General features: G+C 53.4%; 21 protein-coding genes and 1 tRNA gene. 17 read left to right on the top strand and 5 right to left on the bottom strand.

Annotated elements, in window-relative coordinates:
- Nucleotides 1-8: 8 nt before the first annotated feature.
- The 4 genes from D5366_RS00655 to motA all read left to right on the top strand — a co-directional run bounded on the left by D5366_RS00655 (nt 9) and on the right by motA (nt 4,366).
- Entirely contained in the window at nt 9-1,115 is a 1,107-nt protein-coding gene (locus D5366_RS00655) for a glycosyltransferase (protein ID WP_141491856.1), read from the top strand.
- A 41-nt stretch (nt 1,116-1,156) separates the two neighbouring features.
- Complete coding sequence (locus D5366_RS00650; protein WP_240775279.1) at nt 1,157-2,500, top strand: ArnT family glycosyltransferase; 1,344 nt, start codon at nt 1,157-1,159, stop codon at nt 2,498-2,500.
- Between the two features lie 63 nt (nt 2,501-2,563).
- On the top strand, nt 2,564-3,469 hold the full coding sequence (locus tag D5366_RS00645) for a flagellar motor protein MotB (protein ID WP_141491854.1): 906 nt from the start codon (nt 2,564-2,566) through the stop codon (nt 3,467-3,469).
- A gap of 27 nt (nt 3,470-3,496) precedes the next feature.
- Complete coding sequence (motA, locus tag D5366_RS00640; protein WP_141491853.1) at nt 3,497-4,366, top strand: flagellar motor stator protein MotA; 870 nt, start codon at nt 3,497-3,499, stop codon at nt 4,364-4,366.
- 77 nt (nt 4,367-4,443) lie between these two features.
- Here the strand turns inward: motA and rpsU are convergent, their stop codons facing one another.
- A complete protein-coding gene (gene rpsU, locus D5366_RS00635; protein WP_007283570.1) occupies nt 4,444-4,647 on the bottom strand; it encodes a 30S ribosomal protein S21 in 204 nt (67 codons plus the stop codon).
- Nucleotides 4,648-4,819: 172 nt separating this feature from the next.
- On the opposite strand from rpsU, the gene def reads away from it, so the two are divergent.
- From def to D5366_RS00615, 4 genes are read left to right on the top strand one after another with little or no spacing between them, the layout of a single operon-like run.
- Complete coding sequence (gene def / locus D5366_RS00630) at nt 4,820-5,335, top strand: peptide deformylase (RefSeq protein ID WP_141491852.1); 516 nt, start codon at nt 4,820-4,822, stop codon at nt 5,333-5,335.
- Nucleotides 5,335-5,817: a MarR family winged helix-turn-helix transcriptional regulator gene (locus D5366_RS00625; RefSeq protein ID WP_141491851.1), complete on the top strand. Its 483-nt coding sequence runs from the start codon at nt 5,335-5,337 to the stop codon at nt 5,815-5,817. Before def ends, D5366_RS00625 begins: the two co-directional genes overlap by 1 nt.
- Nucleotides 5,807-6,496 carry a response regulator gene (locus D5366_RS00620; protein ID WP_141491850.1) on the top strand — a complete coding sequence of 230 codons (690 nt, stop codon included), beginning with the start codon at nt 5,807-5,809 and terminating at the stop codon, nt 6,494-6,496. Before D5366_RS00625 ends, D5366_RS00620 begins: the two co-directional genes overlap by 11 nt.
- Nucleotides 6,474-7,850, top strand: coding sequence for an ATP-binding protein (locus D5366_RS00615; protein ID WP_240775278.1), 1,377 nt, complete (start codon nt 6,474-6,476; stop codon nt 7,848-7,850). The genes D5366_RS00620 and D5366_RS00615 overlap by 23 nt, the downstream gene beginning before the upstream one ends.
- Nucleotides 7,851-7,854: 4 nt before the next feature.
- Here the strand turns inward: D5366_RS00615 and D5366_RS00610 are convergent, their stop codons facing one another.
- Complete coding sequence (locus tag D5366_RS00610; protein WP_141491849.1) at nt 7,855-8,430, bottom strand: outer membrane protein assembly factor BamE; 576 nt, start codon at nt 8,428-8,430, stop codon at nt 7,855-7,857.
- Nucleotides 8,431-8,731: 301 nt separating this feature from the next.
- Between D5366_RS00610 and D5366_RS00605 the strand changes: the two genes are divergently transcribed.
- From D5366_RS00605 to D5366_RS00570, 7 genes are all read left to right on the top strand, one after another.
- Nucleotides 8,732-9,157, top strand: a complete 426-nt coding sequence (locus tag D5366_RS00605) for a DUF177 domain-containing protein (RefSeq protein WP_240775277.1) — start codon at nt 8,732-8,734, stop codon at nt 9,155-9,157.
- A gap of 163 nt (nt 9,158-9,320) precedes the next feature.
- On the top strand, nt 9,321-9,524 hold the full coding sequence (gene rpmF, locus D5366_RS00600) for a 50S ribosomal protein L32 (RefSeq protein ID WP_084367160.1): 204 nt from the start codon (nt 9,321-9,323) through the stop codon (nt 9,522-9,524).
- A gap of 98 nt (nt 9,525-9,622) precedes the next feature.
- Entirely contained in the window at nt 9,623-10,744 is a 1,122-nt protein-coding gene (gene plsX / locus D5366_RS00595; RefSeq protein ID WP_141491848.1) for a phosphate acyltransferase PlsX, read from the top strand.
- Between the two features lie 4 nt (nt 10,745-10,748).
- Nucleotides 10,749-11,720: a beta-ketoacyl-ACP synthase III gene (locus D5366_RS00590; RefSeq protein ID WP_141491847.1), complete on the top strand. Its 972-nt coding sequence runs from the start codon at nt 10,749-10,751 to the stop codon at nt 11,718-11,720.
- Between the two features lie 72 nt (nt 11,721-11,792).
- Nucleotides 11,793-12,119, top strand: coding sequence for an integration host factor subunit alpha (locus tag D5366_RS00585; RefSeq protein ID WP_141491846.1), 327 nt, complete (start codon nt 11,793-11,795; stop codon nt 12,117-12,119).
- Nucleotides 12,119-12,850 (top strand): MerR family transcriptional regulator, encoded by a 732-nt coding sequence (locus D5366_RS11835; protein ID WP_205839591.1) that lies wholly within the window; start codon nt 12,119-12,121, stop codon nt 12,848-12,850. The genes D5366_RS00585 and D5366_RS11835 overlap by 1 nt, the downstream gene beginning before the upstream one ends.
- A gap of 55 nt (nt 12,851-12,905) precedes the next feature.
- A tRNA-Pro gene (locus tag D5366_RS00570) sits at nt 12,906-12,982 on the top strand.
- A 17-nt stretch (nt 12,983-12,999) separates the two neighbouring features.
- Here D5366_RS00570 and D5366_RS00565 read toward each other — a convergent pair.
- The 3 genes from D5366_RS00565 to D5366_RS00555 all read right to left on the bottom strand — a co-directional run bounded on the left by D5366_RS00565 (nt 13,000) and on the right by D5366_RS00555 (nt 15,499).
- Nucleotides 13,000-14,121, bottom strand: a complete 1,122-nt coding sequence (locus D5366_RS00565) for an AI-2E family transporter (protein ID WP_141491845.1) — start codon at nt 14,119-14,121, stop codon at nt 13,000-13,002.
- 104 nt (nt 14,122-14,225) lie between these two features.
- Complete coding sequence (locus D5366_RS00560; RefSeq protein ID WP_141491844.1) at nt 14,226-14,669, bottom strand: DUF3574 domain-containing protein; 444 nt, start codon at nt 14,667-14,669, stop codon at nt 14,226-14,228.
- An 8-nt stretch (nt 14,670-14,677) separates the two neighbouring features.
- A complete protein-coding gene (locus D5366_RS00555) occupies nt 14,678-15,499 on the bottom strand; it encodes an NUDIX hydrolase (RefSeq protein ID WP_141491843.1) in 822 nt (273 codons plus the stop codon).
- Between the two features lie 71 nt (nt 15,500-15,570).
- On the opposite strand from D5366_RS00555, the gene D5366_RS00550 reads away from it, so the two are divergent.
- Together D5366_RS00550 and rpmB are read left to right on the top strand one after the other, a co-directional pair.
- Nucleotides 15,571-17,367: an ABCB family ABC transporter ATP-binding protein/permease gene (locus D5366_RS00550; RefSeq protein WP_141491842.1), complete on the top strand. Its 1,797-nt coding sequence runs from the start codon at nt 15,571-15,573 to the stop codon at nt 17,365-17,367.
- Between the two features lie 95 nt (nt 17,368-17,462).
- Nucleotides 17,463-17,765, top strand: a complete 303-nt coding sequence (gene rpmB, locus D5366_RS00545; RefSeq protein ID WP_141491841.1) for a 50S ribosomal protein L28 — start codon at nt 17,463-17,465, stop codon at nt 17,763-17,765.
- Nucleotides 17,766-17,768: the final 3 nt, after the last annotated feature.

The raw sequence follows: 17,768 nt of genomic DNA, 5'->3' as shown, positions 1-17,768 counted from the left end.
ATGCCCTGATGCCTTTTCCGCATACTGCGTTGTTACCGGCGCAACTCGCCATTGTTGTGCCGTGCTACAATGAAGTTGAAAACGTGCCGATGTTAGTGTCGGCACTGGATCAGGCACTGGCAGGAATTGCGTGGGAAGTTGTCTTCGTTGATGACAATTCCCCTGACGGAACGGCGTCTTGTGCCGCGCAGCTAGCGCAGAGCGACCCTCGTATTCGCGTTGTAAAGCGGATAGGGCGGCGCGGCCTTTCATCGGCTGTTATTGAAGGCATACTGGCTTCTACGGCGCCCTATACGGCCGTAATGGACGGTGACCTGCAGCATGATGAGCAAATTCTACCTGAGATGCTACGGCGGCTCAAAGATGGGGCGGAACTGGTCGTTGCTAGTCGCCACATAGAGGGTGGTGATAATTCCGGCCTCGCAAATCGCTGGCGCCATGTATTATCGGATACAGGTATCCGGGCAGCCCAATATGTCATGCCACACCGAATATCAGACCCGATGAGCGGTTTTTTCGCGATACGTCGTAGCACGTTCGACTCGTTGCTGCCGAAGCTCTCTGGTGCCGGGTTCAAGATATTGTTGGACCTTGCCATGTCCGCCCCTGTTGGAACCCGTATCGAAGAGGTTCCTTTTGTTTTTCGTCCTCGACAGGCGGGTGAAAGCAAACTTGATGTACAGGTGCTGGTACAGTTTGCGTTTATGCTGATGGATAAGGTCACACGTGGCCGCTTGCCTACACGCTTTTTGGCTTTTGCACTTGTCGGGTTGATTGGTGTTTTAGTGAATGTAAGTGTCTTGCATGTGAGCAAGATCGCAGGATTGAATTTTTCCCAGAGCCAGTTTTTGGGAACTTATGCGGCAATGTTGACGAATTTCTTCCTAAACAACCGCATCACTTACCACGATAAGCGCTTAAAGGGGCGCCGCATGTGGTGGGGGCTCGCCCTATTTGTCGTGACGTGCTCTGTCGGAGCGCTGGCAAATATCGGCATAGCGCGCATGGCGTTGCATGATTGGGGGCACGGCCATTGGAGCCGCTCGTCTGCAGCAGGGGCAGTCATGAGTGTTGTCTGGAATTATGCGGTGTCATCTACGCTGGTCTGGCGATGAGGGGCAAAGAGGTTTTTAGCCTTTCTGCAGGGCTGGCTTTTTTGACAGCCTTACGCCTGTACCTCGCCGGCACAATGCCTCTAACGCCTGATGAAGCCTATTACCGAGAATGGTCACATCACTTGCAAGGGGGGTATTTAGATCATCCCTTCATGGTCGCGCTGTGGATACGGATCGGTACATGGCTTGCCGGGGACAGTCCTTTGGGGGCGCGTTTCTTAGGGCCGATTTCTGTTCTGCCTGGGAGTTTTTTTCTTTTCTGTGCTGCGCGTAACTTATTCGGGCAGGATGGGGCGCGTATCGGTATTCGTGCGGTATGGTTGCTGAACGCGACGCTAATGGTCGGACTGGGGTGTGCGACCATGACGCCGGACACTCCTCTTGTTTTTTTCACAACCCTTACTGTTTGGGCGCTGAGTGTGGCGCTCAAAGTAAAGCATACGTTATCCAAAGTTCTGGCATGGAGCGCAGTAGGGGGTGGGCTCGGTCTGGGATTTGACTCCAAATATACTGCCGTTCTGGTTGGCGCGGCTATGGCGTGCGGCCTATTGCTGAATGCTGATTGGCGCCGGCGTCTCTCTCCGTGGTGTGCTGTACCGGCGTTTTTGTTGAGCGCAGCACCTGTCATTTGGTGGAATAAGGCGCACCATTGGGCAAGCTTCATAAAGCAGGGTGGACGAACAGGGGATTGGCATCCTGCCCGTGCCGCGCAATTTTTGGGTGAACTTATTGGTGGGCAAATCGGACTGGCGACACCGCTGGTTTTTGCGATTTTCGCCATGGGTCTTGTGCATGCCTACCGGCGCCGTGCTGAAGTAGGGGCGTATTTATTATGCTGGATCGCGTTGTTACCACTATGTGTGTTTCTCCAACACGCTTTGGGTGATCGTGTACAGGCAAATTGGCCTGCGGTCGTGTATCCGGCATGGGCGCTGATTGGCGCTCTTTCGCTCGTGCGTGTTCGCTGGGCTGTGGCAAGTGGTTGTGCCATTTTTGTGCTTGTCGCGGTCCATGCCGTGTATCAAGTCCCAGCATTGGCACCAAACAAAGACCCCGTTGCACGCCAAACGGCGGGGTGGGAGCGCTTTGCTTCGGATGCAGCAAGCTTAGTGCAGCAGAAAAAAGCTGATGCGGTTGCTGCTGAAGATTATGGCGTTGCGTCAAAATTGGCTGAGGCTGGGCTCAAAGTGCCAGTAATCGGGTTAGACCCTCGTTGGCAGTTTCTGGGGCTTGCTGCACAGCCGTTCCAGAACGTGTTAATTATAAATGATATTCACCCGAACAGTCCAAAGGGCGAGGTGATATGCCGTTCATATGCGGGACATGCTATACGCTGTTACCGTGTTACGGTCAGTGCAGTTAAAGATGGGGTTGTTCTGCCTTGAGTAGCCGTAAATAAAGGGTTTCTTAAGGCTTTGAGCTGATACTTTCTCTGAGCAGGAGAGTATATGCCTACGTCATCCCCGACAGAAAAACGAAGTATCATTATCAAGCGCTACAACGTGGTTGAGGCTGGCCACCATGGGGGCGCTTGGAAAATCGCTTATGCTGATTTTGTAACGGCAATGATGGCCTTTTTCCTCGTCATGTGGCTCATCAATGCAACCACGGAAGAGCAAAGGCGCGGAATAGCAAGCTATTTCAATCCCATGGCCATCCAAAAGGATGTGCCCCCGCCGGTTGATAACATGTTGGGCACAGATGCCTCGCCTTTGGCGACTACGGCACAGGCCGTAGTTGTGCATGAAGGTGAATTCTCTGGGCACAAAGCTGATAATGGGAGAGGGGCGGTCACAGCGCACGCCACCGATCAAAGTACGCAAATTGTCCCTTTGCATGATCGCCCCGCTCAGCCGGGAGAGACCGCTCCCACGCCGCGAGGAACACAGAAAGCACATCAGGCGGCGGTTATGCGGGAAATACAGGCGGCAATTGGGGCTAATGCCGCGCTTCATACTCTCCGTGACCAAGTGAGCATAACGCAAGGAGATGATGGGCTGCATATCCAAATTGCTGATTCTGAAAAAGAATCCATGTTCGCTTTGGGGGCTGTGGAGCCTACCGAACATGCAAAGGCTTTACTGGTCACTATTGCGCCTTATCTGGCCCGGATGGCGGGTGCAGTGTCGGTTGCGGGCTATACGGACGCAGCGCCATTTCATTCAGGCTCTTTGTCCAACTGGCAGCTCTCTGGCGGCCGGGCCGCAGCAGCACGAGACATTTTAGTGCATGCGGGTTTGCCGGATTGGCGATTCCACCAAATTAGCGGGTACGCCGATCGGGATTTAGCAGAACCTGCGCACCCTCTGGCTGCGGTAAATCGTCGCGTGGTTCTTGTCGTGGCTTCGTACTGAATTTTACAAAAAATACTGAGAAAAAATATGTTTGTACTGATCGGATTAGGGATCGTTCTGGGGTGTGTGTTTGGTGCATTTGCGGCATCTGGTGGAGCTATTGGCCCATTATTTGCTTCTATGCCCTTCGAACTTTTGACCATCCTCGGGGCTGCTATCGGTAGCTTTTTAATGGCGAACCCAATGGGGGTTGTAAAACACGCTCTACACGACGTGAAAAAAGCCCTGAAGGGTAGTCGTTACACGCAGGAGGACTATCTTGAGCTGCTGGGGGTGCTCTTCCATCTCTGCAAGGTTGCGTCTGCACGCGGCATGGCGGCCGTTGAAAGCCATATAGAAGAACCCAAGCAGAGCAATATTTTCCGTGCACATCAACGTGTAGCGGAGAATGAAGACGTGTGTGTGTTCGTCTGTGATTACTTGCGGATGGCGGGTATGAACGCGACAGATCCCTACCAAATGGATGACGTCATGGGCGGAGAGCTACGCAAACGCGCGTTGGAAGAGGCGCATATGGCGCATGCTTTGCAGTCGCTTGCTGATGCTCTGCCCGCGCTTGGGATCGTTGCTGCAGTATTAGGGGTCATCAAAACCATGGCGGCTATCAGTAAGCCACCAGCTGTACTGGGGGAAATGATTGCAGGGGCTTTGGTCGGCACATTTTTGGGTATCTTGATGGCGTACGGGATGGTTGCCCCTATCGCAGGGCGCTTAAAAAGCGTTGTGGAGGAAGAAGGGGCGTATCTGAATGTTGTCAGGGCGATGCTCGTAGCGCATTTGCAAGCGAACGCCCCACAGGTGAGTGTTGAAATAGCTCGTAAGAGTATTCCATCCGCGTTAATGCCGTCGTTTAAGGATGTCGAGGATGCTGTGAGCAAACCTCTACCCGCTGGTTAGCGCTCCGATTTTAGCGATTTAAGCATAAAAAAAGCCGCTCTCCCGAAGGAGGCGGCTTTTTTTGAGCAGGAAAGCTATTAGAAGCCTTCACGCTCCAGACGCTTACGCTCCATCTTGCGTGCGCGACGAACAGCTTCAGCTGCTTCGCGAGCGCGGCGCTCAGAAGGCTTTTCGAAGTGGCGGCGCAGCTTCATTTCGCGAAAAACGCCTTCGCGCTGCATCTTCTTCTTCAGCGCTTTAAGCGCTTGGTCAACATTGTTGTCACGAACGAGAACCTGCACGGTGTCGTCAACTCCTTAGATAGGGCGCTTGTCATTGACGCCCGTGAAATGGCATTTCCGTTGGGACCGAGCCTCTAACACATTCCCGGCGGCAGGTGCAAATCATTAGGGACCACTTGAACCGTTTTTTGTCTCAGAGCAGTCTATATTTTGGAAAAAGGCTGGGAAAAGCATGGCTGTTTTAAAGATTTTACGCATGGGGCACCCCACTTTGCACCGTGTGGCGGATTCTGTTGTCACTCCTGAGAGCGAGGAAATACAACAACTCGTGCGCGATATGTTCGACACGATGCGGGATGCGAACGGGGCGGGACTCGCAGCGCCCCAAATCGGGCAATCTTTGCGCTTGTTTGTATACCACGTCCCGCAGTCCAGATGCGTGGATGGAGAATCCCCGGTTGCTCCCCGCGTCTTAATAAATCCAGTCCTGACGCCGCTTGATGCCACGAAGATGGTGTGCCGGGAAGGATGTTTGTCTATTCCGGGTTTAAGAGCAGATGTTCCGCGTTTTAAAACCGTGCATTATTTGGGCGCAGATGAAGCAGGCCGAGAAATCTCCGGTACGGCAACGGGTTTTCATGCCAATGTTTTGCAGCATGAATATGATCATTTGGAGGGGATTTTGTATCCCCAGCGTATAGAAGATTTTAGCCGCTTTGCATTTCTAGACGAGAAGACCCCCGGCTAATGAAAAGTCCTGAGCTCCCATCCATTTCCGCGCATTTATATCTGCGCGAAGAGCAGCTGAGGCAGTCGTTTGAAGCACAAATGCTGGCTTGGAGGCGCCTTAACGCAGAGTGCGGGGCCTTGCTGAGAAGTAAGGGGTTGGGACACTCACACCACCGAATTTTATTTCTGGTTGGTTCTCACCCCGGTATTACGCCGACAGAATTGCTGGCGGCGTTGAATATTACCAAGCAATCGTTAGGGCGCGCGTTGGGGGACCTGAAAGACCAAGCATTTTTGGTGCAAGAGCGCGATGCAACCGATGCTCGTCGGCGCCCCTTAAAATTGACCGAAACAGGTGATGCACTGGAAAAAGCGTTATTTCAGTTGATGCGCGATGTAATGTTCAAAGCTTACCGGGAGGCCGGTTTTACGTCGGTCGAAGGCTTCAGGCGTGTTTTGGTCGCCTTACAGCATGTGGAGACGCAGCAGCATGACGGATGAACATATAGTTGTCGTCGATGATGATCCGCGGCTTTTGCGCCTTTTACAGCGGTATCTCTCGGAAAATGGATACCGAGTTACTACGGCGACTGACGCAGAAAGAGCGCGCGAGATTTTACAGCACATACAACCGGATGCTGTGGTGCTGGACGTGACGATGCCGGGAGAGGATGGTTTGTCGCTCACACGCGGCTTGCGCAATGGAGGCATGCTTTTTCCCATTTTGCTTTTGACTGCTCGCGGTGAGGCCGCAGACCGTATTGACGGCCTTGAAGCTGGTGCAGATGACTATTTGGGCAAGCCTTTTGAGCCGCGAGAATTATTGCTGCGTTTGCGGGCACATTTGCGGCGGGCGGCACCAGCGGGTGGGGCGGAAAATCAAGTGTTGCCTCTCGGGGTTTTGCAATTTGATGTTGGGCGTTCGCTGCTCTCAGGTCCTGATGGCCCACTCTACCTAACGGGAGGAGAGGCGGCTCTTCTGGCGGTACTCTCGCGGCAGATTGGGCAAATTATGTCCCGTGAAGCGATTGCAGAGGCCCTCGACATCAAAGAAATCGGAGAGCGAGCTGTGGATGTGCAGGTCACACGGCTCAGGCGGCGCATTGAGGTGGACCCTCGCGAACCGCGCTTCCTCCAAACCGTGCGGGGGAAGGGATATGTCCTCAAGCCAGGGCATTGATACGCCGAGCATTGCGGGAAAATTTGATAAGTCGTTGAGGCGCTTTCTTCCGCGCTCCCTCTGGGGGCGCTCTATGCTGATTGTGCTCGTCCCCCTTCTTGTAACGCAAAGCATCGTATTGGCTTTGTTTTACGGCACGTATTTGCACACGGTTTCGCGTAGGCTCTCTGGAGGCGTGACAGGGGAGATCATGCTGGTGACGTCGTCGATTGCGGTGCCAATGGCGGACCCTGCCAGAGCAAATTATTTGGCTGAGGCACAACGCACGACCCAATTGCAATTTCGGTATTTACCAAATGAGCGGTTGGCGAAGCACGGGACGAATCATATTTTTGGGCCAATCGATGATGTTTTTGCCCGGACTTTGCAGCAGCGTCTCGGCAGGCCTTTTCTAGTCGAGTGGTTTCCAAAAAGGCATATTGTTGACGTCAGGATACAACTACCAGGCGGTGTTTTGGGGGTTTACGTGCCTTCAAAGCGTCTGAGTATCGGGCCCATATGGGTGTTCGTCGTTTGGGTATCGAGCACTTCAGTATTGTTGTTCGTGATTGCCGGAATATTCATGCGTAATCAGGTGCGTGCAGTGCGTAGGCTCGCGCATGCCGCGGAGCTTTTTGGTCTTGGCAGGGACGCTGGCGCTATACGCCCACAGGGTGCGCGTGAGGTGCGCCAAGCGGCTGTTGCGTTCAACCGCATGCGTGAAAGGGTAAACCGCTTTGTAGCGCAGCGTACGTCGGTCTTGGCAGGTGTTTCTCATGATTTGAGAACGCCTTTGGCAAGGTTGCGTCTCTCATTGGCAATGTTGCCAAGCAAGGGGATGGTTAAAGCGGAGGACATTCAGGCTGATGTCTCCGACATGGTGCAAGATCTTGTCGACATGGAGCGCTTAATTGAAAGCTATCTCTCTTTCGCGCGGGGAGAAGGGGCCGAAAAGCCAGTTCCGACAGATATAAACCGTTTGCTGAACGAAGTTGCGACAGCAACTGAGCGCAGCGGAGGCCGGGTTGTAGAAGTTGTCGGCTGCGAGGAGCAGGAAGTACTTCTCCGCCCGGACGCGATGTGGCGTGCTGTTAGTAATCTTGCTGATAATGCACGAAGACACGGTGGATCATCTGTGCGCTTCGAGGCGCGTATGACGCAGCGCTGGGTGGAAATAACCGTTGAAGACGCCGGGCCCGGCCTAGACAGCGAAAAGCTCGAGGAAGCCCGGCAGCGTTTGGCATCTGGCTCACGCCTGGGAAATGGTCTGGGCCTGACGATTGTGCGAGACGTCGTTCAAGCACATGGGGGTTTTATGCGCTTGGATAAGAGCAAGTTGGGAGGACTAAGCGTCACGCTAAGCCTCCCACGCTAGGATATTAAGGCAGCGTGTTGCCTGAGCCGCCATTACCGGTGCCCTGGTTGCTCATCGGACCCGAGCTGCCACCGAAGGTGCTACCCATATTGCTCATAGGGTTGTAGCGGCCGACATTGCCCAGCAATTGTTGGATAACCGAGGTTTTGGTGCCCGGGGCAGGCGTGGTGCGCCCCACCATGCCGACGTTAACAGCGTTGCTTTTGCCAAGCGTGTTCAGCTTACGAAGGACGCCGCTGTTATCAAAATTCAGAACGACAACTTGTTGTTTGTCGATTTTCGGAAAACTCAAAGGGCGAGGGGATGTAATCATGGATACGTATATCCATGTGTTATCGTCAAAGGTCGCGTGGGCTGTGGGTGAGCCGAGCAAGTCCATCGCATCGGACTGTGTGCTGGTGCCGGGGATCAGCTGGCTGTAATCCGCTTTTTCGATCAGCGACCCTCGCGGTTGAGGGATGGGGCTGAACAATGAACATCCCCCCATCAGCAGAGGGGCACATAACAGAATCGTTGAAGCAAAAAAACTTCTGTTACGACGTGTTCTTTTTTGGGCTGATGGATGAGATGCGCTATTCATGAAGTTGTGCATATCCTGTGCGAGAAGGGCGCTCAACCCTGCGCGTGCCGCAAAGAGAGTATCCTTGTCAACGATTACGCTTTCTTTCCCAAGGAAGCGACTGTCTTTTTTGAGTGTTTTGGATGTCCGATCGGATCGAATTTTCTCGTCGCTTTTTGTTTAACCGTCTCGGTTCGGGGCGGAAGAGAACATTTCTGCGAATGAAGCAGAGCGTAAAGCGCTGGCTCTGCGTCTTGGAATACCTGCAATAGACGAATTGCAGTGCCATTTTCGCCTCAAGCCAATGGGAGACAGTCGGATCGTGCGCCATGTTCGTGCCGACGGCAAACTCCAAGCGCGCGTGACCCAGACCTGCGCCATCACGGCAGAACCGTTTGAAGAAATTCTGGCAGAAAATTTTACGCTTAATTTTGTGCCAGCAAACGAGTTGCCAGAGGACGACCTCGAGTTTGATATCGATTCTATCGATTTGGATGCTCCGGACGACGTCGCGCATGATGGCAAAGCATTGGATCTTGGTGAAGCCGCAGCAGAACAACTGGCGCTGATGCTTGATCCTTACCCGCGCAAGCCCGGTGCCGGCCTCCAAGAGGCTGTGGACGTGACGCCGAGCGATGAGGAGTTGAAAGCGGCGCGAGAAAGCGGCAAAGGGTCGGCTGAAGGAAGTGGTCGTCCGAATCCGTTTGCGGCTCTTACTTCCCTTCGGAAGGGTGACAAACTTGATTAAAATGCAAGCTTTGTCTTGCTAGTTTGCGTACTGTCTGCTAGAGCCGCCCGCCTGAACTCGGCGTGATGACGAGCCGAAGGAATACTTGTAAACCCAGCGCACCATGCTCCCTCGGGAGCGGGTCATTGGTGCCGATACAGCAGTAAGAGAGAGGCATAACGCCATGGCCGTCCCTAAAAGAAAGACCACGCCGTCCCGTCGTGGCATGCGTCGCAGCCACCACGCACTTCAGGTTGAAGCACATGCAGAGTGCGGCAACTGCGGTGAGCTGAAGCGCCCACACAACGTTTGCAGCAGCTGCGGTCATTATGACGGCCGTGAAGTTGTTGCCGCTGGCAAGACCCTGAAGACTGCCGTTCGCGCCTAATTCCACTTGGCGGTGCATCCTACAGCGAATGAAGAGGTGCACCGCCTTGTTTTGTGAAGGCGCTTAAGTCTGAATGATGCTGTCTGGGAACTGTTTTAATGTCTGAAGCGCCAATTACATCTCACGCAACCGTAGAAGAGCCTAAACAGGTCTATACGCTTGCCATTGATGCAATGGGTGGCGATCGGGCACCTGATATCGTTTTAGCTGGCCTTGAGCTGGCAGCAGACAGGCATCCACGGGCACGGGTTTTGCTCATTGGCGACGAAGCGCTGCTCCGTCGTTCCATGATGGCATACCCGAAAGCCGCAAGCATCTGTGATATTCGGCACGCAGTTGCCAGTATCTCGATGGATATGAAGCCAACATCAGCACTGCGCGTACGCGGGTCTTCCCTGCGTGTTGCAATGGAATCTGTGGCTACAGGTGAGGCGCAGGGCGTTGTCTCCGCTGGCAACAGTGGCGCAATGCTGGCCCTAGCCAAGATTATTATCCGCACACTCCCAGGTATTTCACGCCCGGCTATGGCGGCTGTACAGCCTTCTGGTCGTGGTGACGTCGTAATGCTGGACCTCGGTGCAAATATCGCCTGTGATGCGCGCAACCTCGTTGAATTCGCCGTTATGGGTGAGGCTTTTGCTCAGGCTGCATTAGGGCTGTCTAAGCCTACCATTGGCCTGCTTAATGTCGGCTCGGAAGAGTTGAAGGGCGATGAGCGTTTGCGTCAGGCTGCCGAGCGCCTGCGTGAAGGTGTGCTCGCTGAGCAGTTCCATGGTTTCGTTGAGGGGCATGACATAACGGCCGGTACGACCGACGTTGTGGTGACGGACGGTTTTACAGGCAATATTGCTCTGAAAACCGGGGAAGGTGCCTTAAAACTCGCTTTTGGTCTTTTGAAGCGTGTTTTCCAAACGAATATGATTACCCGCTTGGGTTATTTGCTCGTCCGGCCAGGGCTGGAACGTATGCGCGAGTGGATTGACCCGCGCCGTTATAACGGTGCTCTTTTTGTTGGCTTGGCCGGTATTGTCGTAAAATCGCATGGCGGAGCTGACGGCGAGGGCTTTGCTTCGGCAATTGATGTCGCGATGGATGCGGTTGAGCACAAACTCAACGAAAAAATCCGACACCGTCTAGACCAACTCGGCATGTTGAATGATGAGCCCGTTAAATCGGCGGCTCCGTCTGATGCTGTGGCTGACGCACAACCAGTAGGCTAATTTTATGTCTTCTTCTGTTCGCGCTCGCTTGGTCGGGGTCGGCGGCTATTTGCCGCGTACTATCGTAACCAATGATGATCTGGCCACGCGGATCGAAACATCAGATGAATGGATACGCACACGTACGGGCATTCGTCAGCGGCATATCGCGGAAGAAGATGAAACGACAGCCTTCATGGCAGCAGAAGCTGTCAAGGAGGCGTTGACGTTGGCAGGCTTGCAGCCTGCGGATCTGGATGCCGTCATTGTTGCTACAGCAACACCTGACCGAGCATTCCCGTCTGTCGCAGTAGAAGTGCAAGCCCTGTTGGGCATGCCCGCAGGCTTTGGCTTTGATGTGAGTGCTGCTTGCTCGGGCTTTGTTTACGCGTTGTCGGTTGGTGATGCTTTGATCAAGGCAGGCTCAGCGCGGCGAGTAGCGGTTATTGGTAGCGAGGTCTTCTCGCGCTTGCTGGACTGGAACGATCGCACGACATGCGTGCTGTTCGGAGACGGTGCAGGCGCCGTGATATTAGAAGGCGGTGCGGCTGAAGGAGAGGGTATCCTCTCAACGCATCTGCATGCAGATGGAACAATCGGCGATATTCTCTACGTTGGTCATTCGACGCAAGAAGGCTGCTCAACACACCCAGCGGTAAAGATGCAAGGGCGTGAGGTTTTCCGCCATGCTGTAGTGAAACTGGCTCAGGCTGTTGACGAGGCCCTCGAAGCTAATGGGCTTCAAGGGCAGGATGTTCAGTGGATGGTACCCCACCAAGCAAACTTACGCATCATTGAGGGTATGGGCAAAAAACTTAACCTGCCGGCTGATCGTGTCGTAGTGACAGTGGATCAGCACGCCAATACCTCAGCGGCATCTATACCGCTGGCTCTCAATGTCGCTGTAAGAGATGGCCGGATCCAGCGTGGAGATCTGGTATTGATGGAAGCGCTTGGCGGCGGTCTCACATGGGGGTCAGCTCTGCTCCGCATGTAAGCGAATCGTACCCAGTCTGGGGTGCGATGAGATTTCTTTTGACTGCGCCGTTATTCATGATACGCAAAAGACATGGATACCGTGACGCGTTCAACGCTTGTTGAGAAAATACATGCTCATGTCGGGCTATCCCGGCATGACTCCTCGCGTGTTCTAGAGACTGTCCTCGAGCAGGTGAGCGAGCAATTATCGCAGGGGGAAACCGTCAAGCTAAGCGGCTTCGGTACCTTCTCCGTTCGTCGTAAATCTGAGCGTGTAGGGCGCAATCCCAAAACCGGGGTTGAAGTGCCTATCCTACCGCGCGCTGTACTGGTCTTCAGGCCATCTCAGCTTTTGCGTAATCGGCTTAATAATGACAAGGTAATGTCACTTGGGCATGATCAGCAAGGCGATGACTGATGGATTTGAACGAACACCACGACAGAGATGGGCAAGGTATTACGGAAGCTGACCTAACCAATGTTCAGAAATCCGAAGAAGCCTACCGCACCATCAGTGAAGTGGCTGACGAGTTGCACGTTCCTCAACATCGTTTGCGCTCATGGGAAACGGCTTACCCGGGTGTAAAGCCCTTCCGGGGCGAGGGTGGGCGGCGCTATTATCGCCCGCAGGATGTCGATGTCCTGAGAAAAATCTCTCATTTTTTATACATAGAGCGCTTGTCTCCTGCTGAGACCGCTGTGCGCTTGCAGGAAGGCAAAACTCCTGCTTCGCTCGCGCATTCAGATGCTGAGGTATCAGCCGGCGCCGAGATTATTGCTCTGCATGCGCAGCATGAGCCGGAACCTTTACCAGAGCCTTTAACCGTTCAGGACGCTGTGCCTGCGAATGATGCAGTTGCACAATCAACGGTTGACGACCAAGGAAAAGTGCTTGTCGTAGAGCTATCTTCTACGGATCATGAAGCCCATGAAGCCCATGAAGCCCATGAAGCCCATGAAGCCCATGAAGCCCATGAAGCCCATGAAGCCCATGAAGCCCATGAAGCAAAGACTGTGGACCATGACGCGGTCGTTGCGGCTTATGAAGAGCAACTAGACCGAGTGCACGCACAAAATGTCAGCTTGCGTATAGAGTTGGGAGAAGTTCTCGACGAATTACGCCGTTTAAGAAAACTTTTGCCAGTTTGATATCTGCCCCATTGCGCGATGGGGCAGACACTGCTACATAACCGCCACCGCAGGACGGGCAGTAGCGCAGCCTGGTAGCGCATCAGTCTGGGGGACTGGGGGTCGTGGGTTCGAATCCCGCCTGCCCGACCAGTCCTGCGGTAATTCCCCTATTCTTTGACTGTTTCAGCGCCATCATCCGCATCGCCGATGATGATTTCTGTCTTGTCGCTTGTCCATAATGTCCAGAGCAAGTGCAAAGATGCCATAATGGCAGGGCCAAGGAACAGGCCAAGCAAGCCCCATGTCTCCGCACCGCCTAAGATGCCAAGCAGCACCCATAAAAACGGAAGCTGAGTGCTGCCGCCGATCAGGGCCGGACGTATAAAGTGATCTGCTACAAAGATAACAATCGCGCCTAATGCGGCGACGATAATAGCACTGACCATACCGCTTTTAACCAAGAGCAGCAGGACCACGATACCGACTGTAGGCCATGCTAGGAGCGGGACCATGGCAGCGACGGCCGTGACCATAGCAAAAATAAGGGGCTGTGGAGCGCCAGCAAAGGCGTATGCAATTCCCATAATGACGCCTTCACCGAGGCCTACGAGAATAAGCCCCGAAACGGTGCCATGGACGGAGGAGATGATCTGCCGGGCGATGGTTTCGCCTTGTTTCCCAAAAAGGCGTTGGGAGCCGAGTAGTGCCTTTTCAATGACGTGATCACCGTCTTTGAGTAGGAAAAAGAGGGTCAGCATTGAGAAGCTGAAAACCATCCCGCGCTGAGCAAGCTGGGAGCCGATTTGCCGGGTAACCTGCATGCCGTGGCCGACATCGACCGAATGCAGAAAGTGAGAAACTCGGTCCGGGCTGGTCAGGTGTGCTTGCCACCAATTTGAAGCTTGGCTGGAAAGAAACGGAAGGCGGCCCAGCCATTCTGGGGCGGGGATGCCATTGTGCCGGACATCGTCTATCCAGCCGAGGACGCTGCGTGCCTCGTCAGCAATTTTTACGCCGAGCAGGGAGAGGGGCGCCAAAAATATCAGCGCTACGATAACCGTGAAAATGAGTGGCAACCATTCCCCTTGCCCAAACTTGCGCTCAAGCCGCTTGTAAAGTGGCCAGAGAGCAATAGCGAAAACAGTGCCCCATAAAAGTGCGGGTAAGAAATTATGGAGAGTATACAAAGCGATAGCGACGAAGAAGAGAGCCAAGAACCCTCGTGCACGTCGCTGTAACACGCTTTTTGATATGTCTCCGTCGGTGGTGATCGAAGATGTTTCGGTCATTGAAGCCTCATGTAAGTCAGCGCTGATTGAGCACTATCACAAAAGGTATAAACGCCTAATAGAGGGAAGAGGCTGCAATAAACCGGCTTAAGTGCGTGTCTTTCTTAAAATGAAGCACACTCGGTAGCGATCGTGAGCCCTACAGCTTGCTGGGCAAAATCTTGCTTGTAACGCTCTCGGATCAGATTCAGGTCGTGCTGAAGATTTGGGCGGTCTGGTGTTGCAATCCATAGGATGCGCGAAGGCTCACGCGTAACAGATCCGGTTACTGTGTCTTTCCATTGACCATTTGCGGCAATGACGCTGAAGCCTGATGGAAATAACGGCGTTACGACGTTTTGAGTAAAGCTGTTCCATTCGTCGTCCGAAATTGCTTGGCCGTTTGGCTTGGTCAACCCAAACATTAGATGCACATCCAGCATTGTTGTTGCGCGCATGGAGGTGCACATGCCGGGAACGACGTTTACAGGTGTGATGCAGCCACTTAACGCAAACGCCACGCCAAGCAGAGAGACAGAGGCAATAATTTTCTGTTTTGATCGGATCATGGTCATAGTCATGCTGCGTGTAGAGCTTTGTTGATAAGATGATTTTCTTCTGGGGCAAAAAAACCACGACGTGAGAAAAGATCAATTAGCACGAGATTCACGTTGAATTTGAAGTCTTGCGTTGTGCGTACACGCTCAAAAACCTCTGTGAGTGGCAGAAGATGGAAGCTCTCGACTTCCCCGTCATTTGCTGTGGGGATGAAGGTTTCGGGCAGGATGAGGTCGTAGCAGTGCAAAACATCGCGTCTAAGCCCCTCAGGGCGTTCCATGGCGTAATGAATGCGGCTAACGGCGGTTGCTTGCTCGGCGAGTGTGGCGGGGATCCCTGCCTCTTCCTCGGCCTCTTTAATGAGGGTTGTTGCTGGGGTTAAGCCGGTACTCATTCCGCCGGCGACAAGGTGGTCTAGCTTGCCAGGGTCAAGCTTTTTATTCATGCTGCGCCGGGCGACCCAGAGATAGCTGCCGTCGCTTTTCTCGACCAGACCATTGAGGTGTATTCCCTCAGCGGCAAGCCCCAGCACTGGAATGGCGCCACGATCAACCTGCCCAATGACGTCACCATTAGCATTTCGAATATCAAAATCTTCGTGGTGCGGTTTGTAGAGGCCGTGTTCTGCCAAAGTCTTTGCAAGGGGGTGGAGGGCTGTGGGTTCAGTTATGCCTAACTGATCACCCGAGTGTGCGCCCAAGGCTTTAAGGGCATTGGCTGTTGGTGGAGAAACCCACCCAATGTGCTCGTCCCGCCAAAAGAATGGCAAACGGTTGCCAGGGATTTGTGCCTGATTACAGGCGCTGATATGGTTTAAGAAAGGTGTTATGCGTGCGGTCATAGCGTGTGCAGATGCTCGTCTCGTCGGTGGGTGTTTGCAAACTGAATGGAGGCTGCGGCATTATATTGTCCATGCCTAAAACATGCGATGCCCCTCGGGCACTTTCCTTTGCCCGGTTATGGACGCTGGTCCGCCCCGAAAAACTTGGTCGATTCGGCTTGAGGGCATTTATCGCTATAACGCTCCTCGTGCTGGAGAGTGCTTTGGCGGTGCTGGCCCCTGTTATTTTGAGCCATATTGTCGGGGCGCTCTCTAAACATGCGACCATAGAAGCCGTACTCTGGCTCGTTGCAGAATTTGCTCTTATTCGCTGTGTTATCGCCTTGGCTGAGCCTCTGCGTAATATTGTGTTCAAACCTGTAACGGCGGAACTGCAAAGGCGCCTTGCTTTGCTGGGTTTGCGGCATCTGCATAGCATGAGCGTGCGCTATCATCTTGATAGGCAGACAGGAGCAATTACGCGGGTTTTGGACCGAGGCGTCTCGGCGGTTGAGAGCGTTCTGGATCTTTTCCTGTTTAATGTCCTGCCGAACGTCTTAGAATTGCTCATGACGTTTGTCGTTATCGTACGTGTTTTTCATGTACGGTACCTGTTGGTTCTGCTCATCGCGATCGCCATTTATTCATCGATTTCATACGCTTTTACACGCGCAAGAATGGCTGCGCGGCGGAGGCGTAACGTGTGCAGTGGAGCCGCGCAGCACCGTCTTTTGGACAGCATTTTAAACTTCGAGACGGTTAGGAGTTTTGGCAATGCTGAGTACGAAATAAAGCGTTATGACAAGGCGCAAACGACATTTCGGGATGCCGATATACGTCTAAATCAATTGGTTAATCTTTCGCAGGCTACGCGTGGAATATTGATTGCCGTTACAACGGCTGCCCTCTTTGTTTTTGCCGCTGAGGACGTTGTGCACCAGCGATTGGGGGTGGCTCAGTTTGTTTTGATCGGGGCGTATTTAAGAAGCTTATATTCGGCTGTTGGGTCACTCAATTATGTTAGCGCAGGGTGGCAAAATGCTCGGGTGGATTTGGAAAATTATCTCGAATTATTAGCGTCTGAATCTGAGATAAAGGCCCCCGAAAACCCTGTGGACGTGCCGCTAAAACTAAGGGAAGCCGGAGCAGCTTCGGTCGTTTTTAGCGACGTATCTTTCGGTTATGATCCCGACCGCGAAATTCTGAAGCATGTTACTCTTGATGTGCCGTCTGGGACATCTCTGGCAGTCGTTGGGCACACAGGGTCCGGGAAATCAACGCTTGGTCGTTTGCTAACGCGTGCTTTCGATGTTTCATCAGGTGAAATATGTGTTGACGGTCACGATATCAGGCAGTTTGCACCGGAGGACTTGCAAGGCGTCATCGGTATCGTCCCGCAGGATACGGTTCTGTTTAATGCTGGTATCGGGGAAAATATCGCATATGGGCGCCCCGGCGCATCGCAGGAAGACGTCGAGGATGCAGCACGGCGGGCACAAATCCACGATTTCATTTTATCCTTGCCCAAAGGGTATGAGACAGTTGTGGGTGAGCGGGGATTGAAATTATCCGGCGGAGAAAAGCAGAGAGTAGCCATAGCGCGGGTATTGCTTAAAGACCCGCGTATCCTGCTTTTGGATGAGGCAACCAGCGCTTTGGATACGCAAACCGAGCTGGCGATTCAGCAAGAACTTGAGGCCCTTTCACGAACACGCACAACAATTATGATTGCTCATCGATTATCGACAATTGCGTCGGTCGATCAGATTATTGTTATGGATAAAGGGCGGATTATTGAGCGCGGGACCCATGCAGAATTGCTTGTTTTGGGTGGTCAATATGCGTCTATGTGGCGCGCGCAGAGTGGTGAATTTACGATAAGGGCTTGACGGAAGGGCTATCTTTCGCCATAAGCCGCGCCTGATTTACGGAACGCGCCGGGCATAGACGTCCAGCGTCATCCAGCATCGAGGAAAGTGCTAATATGTCTCGCCGTTGCCAAGTCACGGGCAAGGGCGTGCTGACGGGCAATAACGTCAGCCACGCCAACAACAAGTCCCGCCGTCGTTTTCTCCCGAATCTTCAAGAGACCACTCTGGTTTCTGATATTCTCGGGGCTTCAGTCCGTATGCGTTTGTCCACAAACGGCATCCGTACCATTGAACATAACGGCGGCTTGGATTCGTTCCTGCTTGGTACGCCTGACCGTAAGCTTCCGGTCGAAGCAAAGGTTATCAAGCGCCGTATTCTGCGTGTGCAGGAGCGCAAGGCCGTCCAGTCCGCCTGAAGG

This window comes from Neokomagataea tanensis, assembly GCF_006542335.1.
GTDB classification, from domain to species: Bacteria; Pseudomonadota; Alphaproteobacteria; order Acetobacterales; family Acetobacteraceae; genus Gluconobacter; species Gluconobacter tanensis.
The sequence above is the reverse complement of the archived record's forward strand: the minus strand, read 5'-3'. Positions and strand labels throughout refer to the sequence as shown.

Coding starts and splice junctions, on each gene's coding strand:
- D5366_RS00655 (WP_141491856.1), top strand. CDS start 9: ATGCCTTTTCCGCATACTGCGTTGTTACCGGCGCAACTCGCCATTGTT.
- D5366_RS11835 (WP_205839591.1), top strand. CDS start 12,119: ATGGATTTGAACGAACACCACGACAGAGATGGGCAAGGTATTACGGAA.
- def (WP_141491852.1), top strand. CDS start 4,820: ATGGCTGTTTTAAAGATTTTACGCATGGGGCACCCCACTTTGCACCGT.
- rpmB (WP_141491841.1), top strand. CDS start 17,463: ATGTCTCGCCGTTGCCAAGTCACGGGCAAGGGCGTGCTGACGGGCAAT.
- D5366_RS00615 (WP_240775278.1), top strand. CDS start 6,474: ATGTCCTCAAGCCAGGGCATTGATACGCCGAGCATTGCGGGAAAATTT.
- D5366_RS00645 (WP_141491854.1), top strand. CDS start 2,564: ATGCCTACGTCATCCCCGACAGAAAAACGAAGTATCATTATCAAGCGC.
- D5366_RS00585 (WP_141491846.1), top strand. CDS start 11,793: ATGGATACCGTGACGCGTTCAACGCTTGTTGAGAAAATACATGCTCAT.
- motA (WP_141491853.1), top strand. CDS start 3,497: ATGTTTGTACTGATCGGATTAGGGATCGTTCTGGGGTGTGTGTTTGGT.
- D5366_RS00620 (WP_141491850.1), top strand. CDS start 5,807: ATGACGGATGAACATATAGTTGTCGTCGATGATGATCCGCGGCTTTTG.
- D5366_RS00550 (WP_141491842.1), top strand. CDS start 15,571: ATGCCTAAAACATGCGATGCCCCTCGGGCACTTTCCTTTGCCCGGTTA.
- D5366_RS00625 (WP_141491851.1), top strand. CDS start 5,335: ATGAAAAGTCCTGAGCTCCCATCCATTTCCGCGCATTTATATCTGCGC.
- D5366_RS00590 (WP_141491847.1), top strand. CDS start 10,749: ATGTCTTCTTCTGTTCGCGCTCGCTTGGTCGGGGTCGGCGGCTATTTG.
- rpmF (WP_084367160.1), top strand. CDS start 9,321: ATGGCCGTCCCTAAAAGAAAGACCACGCCGTCCCGTCGTGGCATGCGT.
- D5366_RS00560 (WP_141491844.1), bottom strand. CDS start 14,669: ATGATCCGATCAAAACAGAAAATTATTGCCTCTGTCTCTCTGCTTGGC.
- D5366_RS00555 (WP_141491843.1), bottom strand. CDS start 15,499: ATGACCGCACGCATAACACCTTTCTTAAACCATATCAGCGCCTGTAAT.
- D5366_RS00610 (WP_141491849.1), bottom strand. CDS start 8,430: ATGAATAGCGCATCTCATCCATCAGCCCAAAAAAGAACACGTCGTAAC.
- plsX (WP_141491848.1), top strand. CDS start 9,623: ATGTCTGAAGCGCCAATTACATCTCACGCAACCGTAGAAGAGCCTAAA.
- D5366_RS00565 (WP_141491845.1), bottom strand. CDS start 14,121: ATGACCGAAACATCTTCGATCACCACCGACGGAGACATATCAAAAAGC.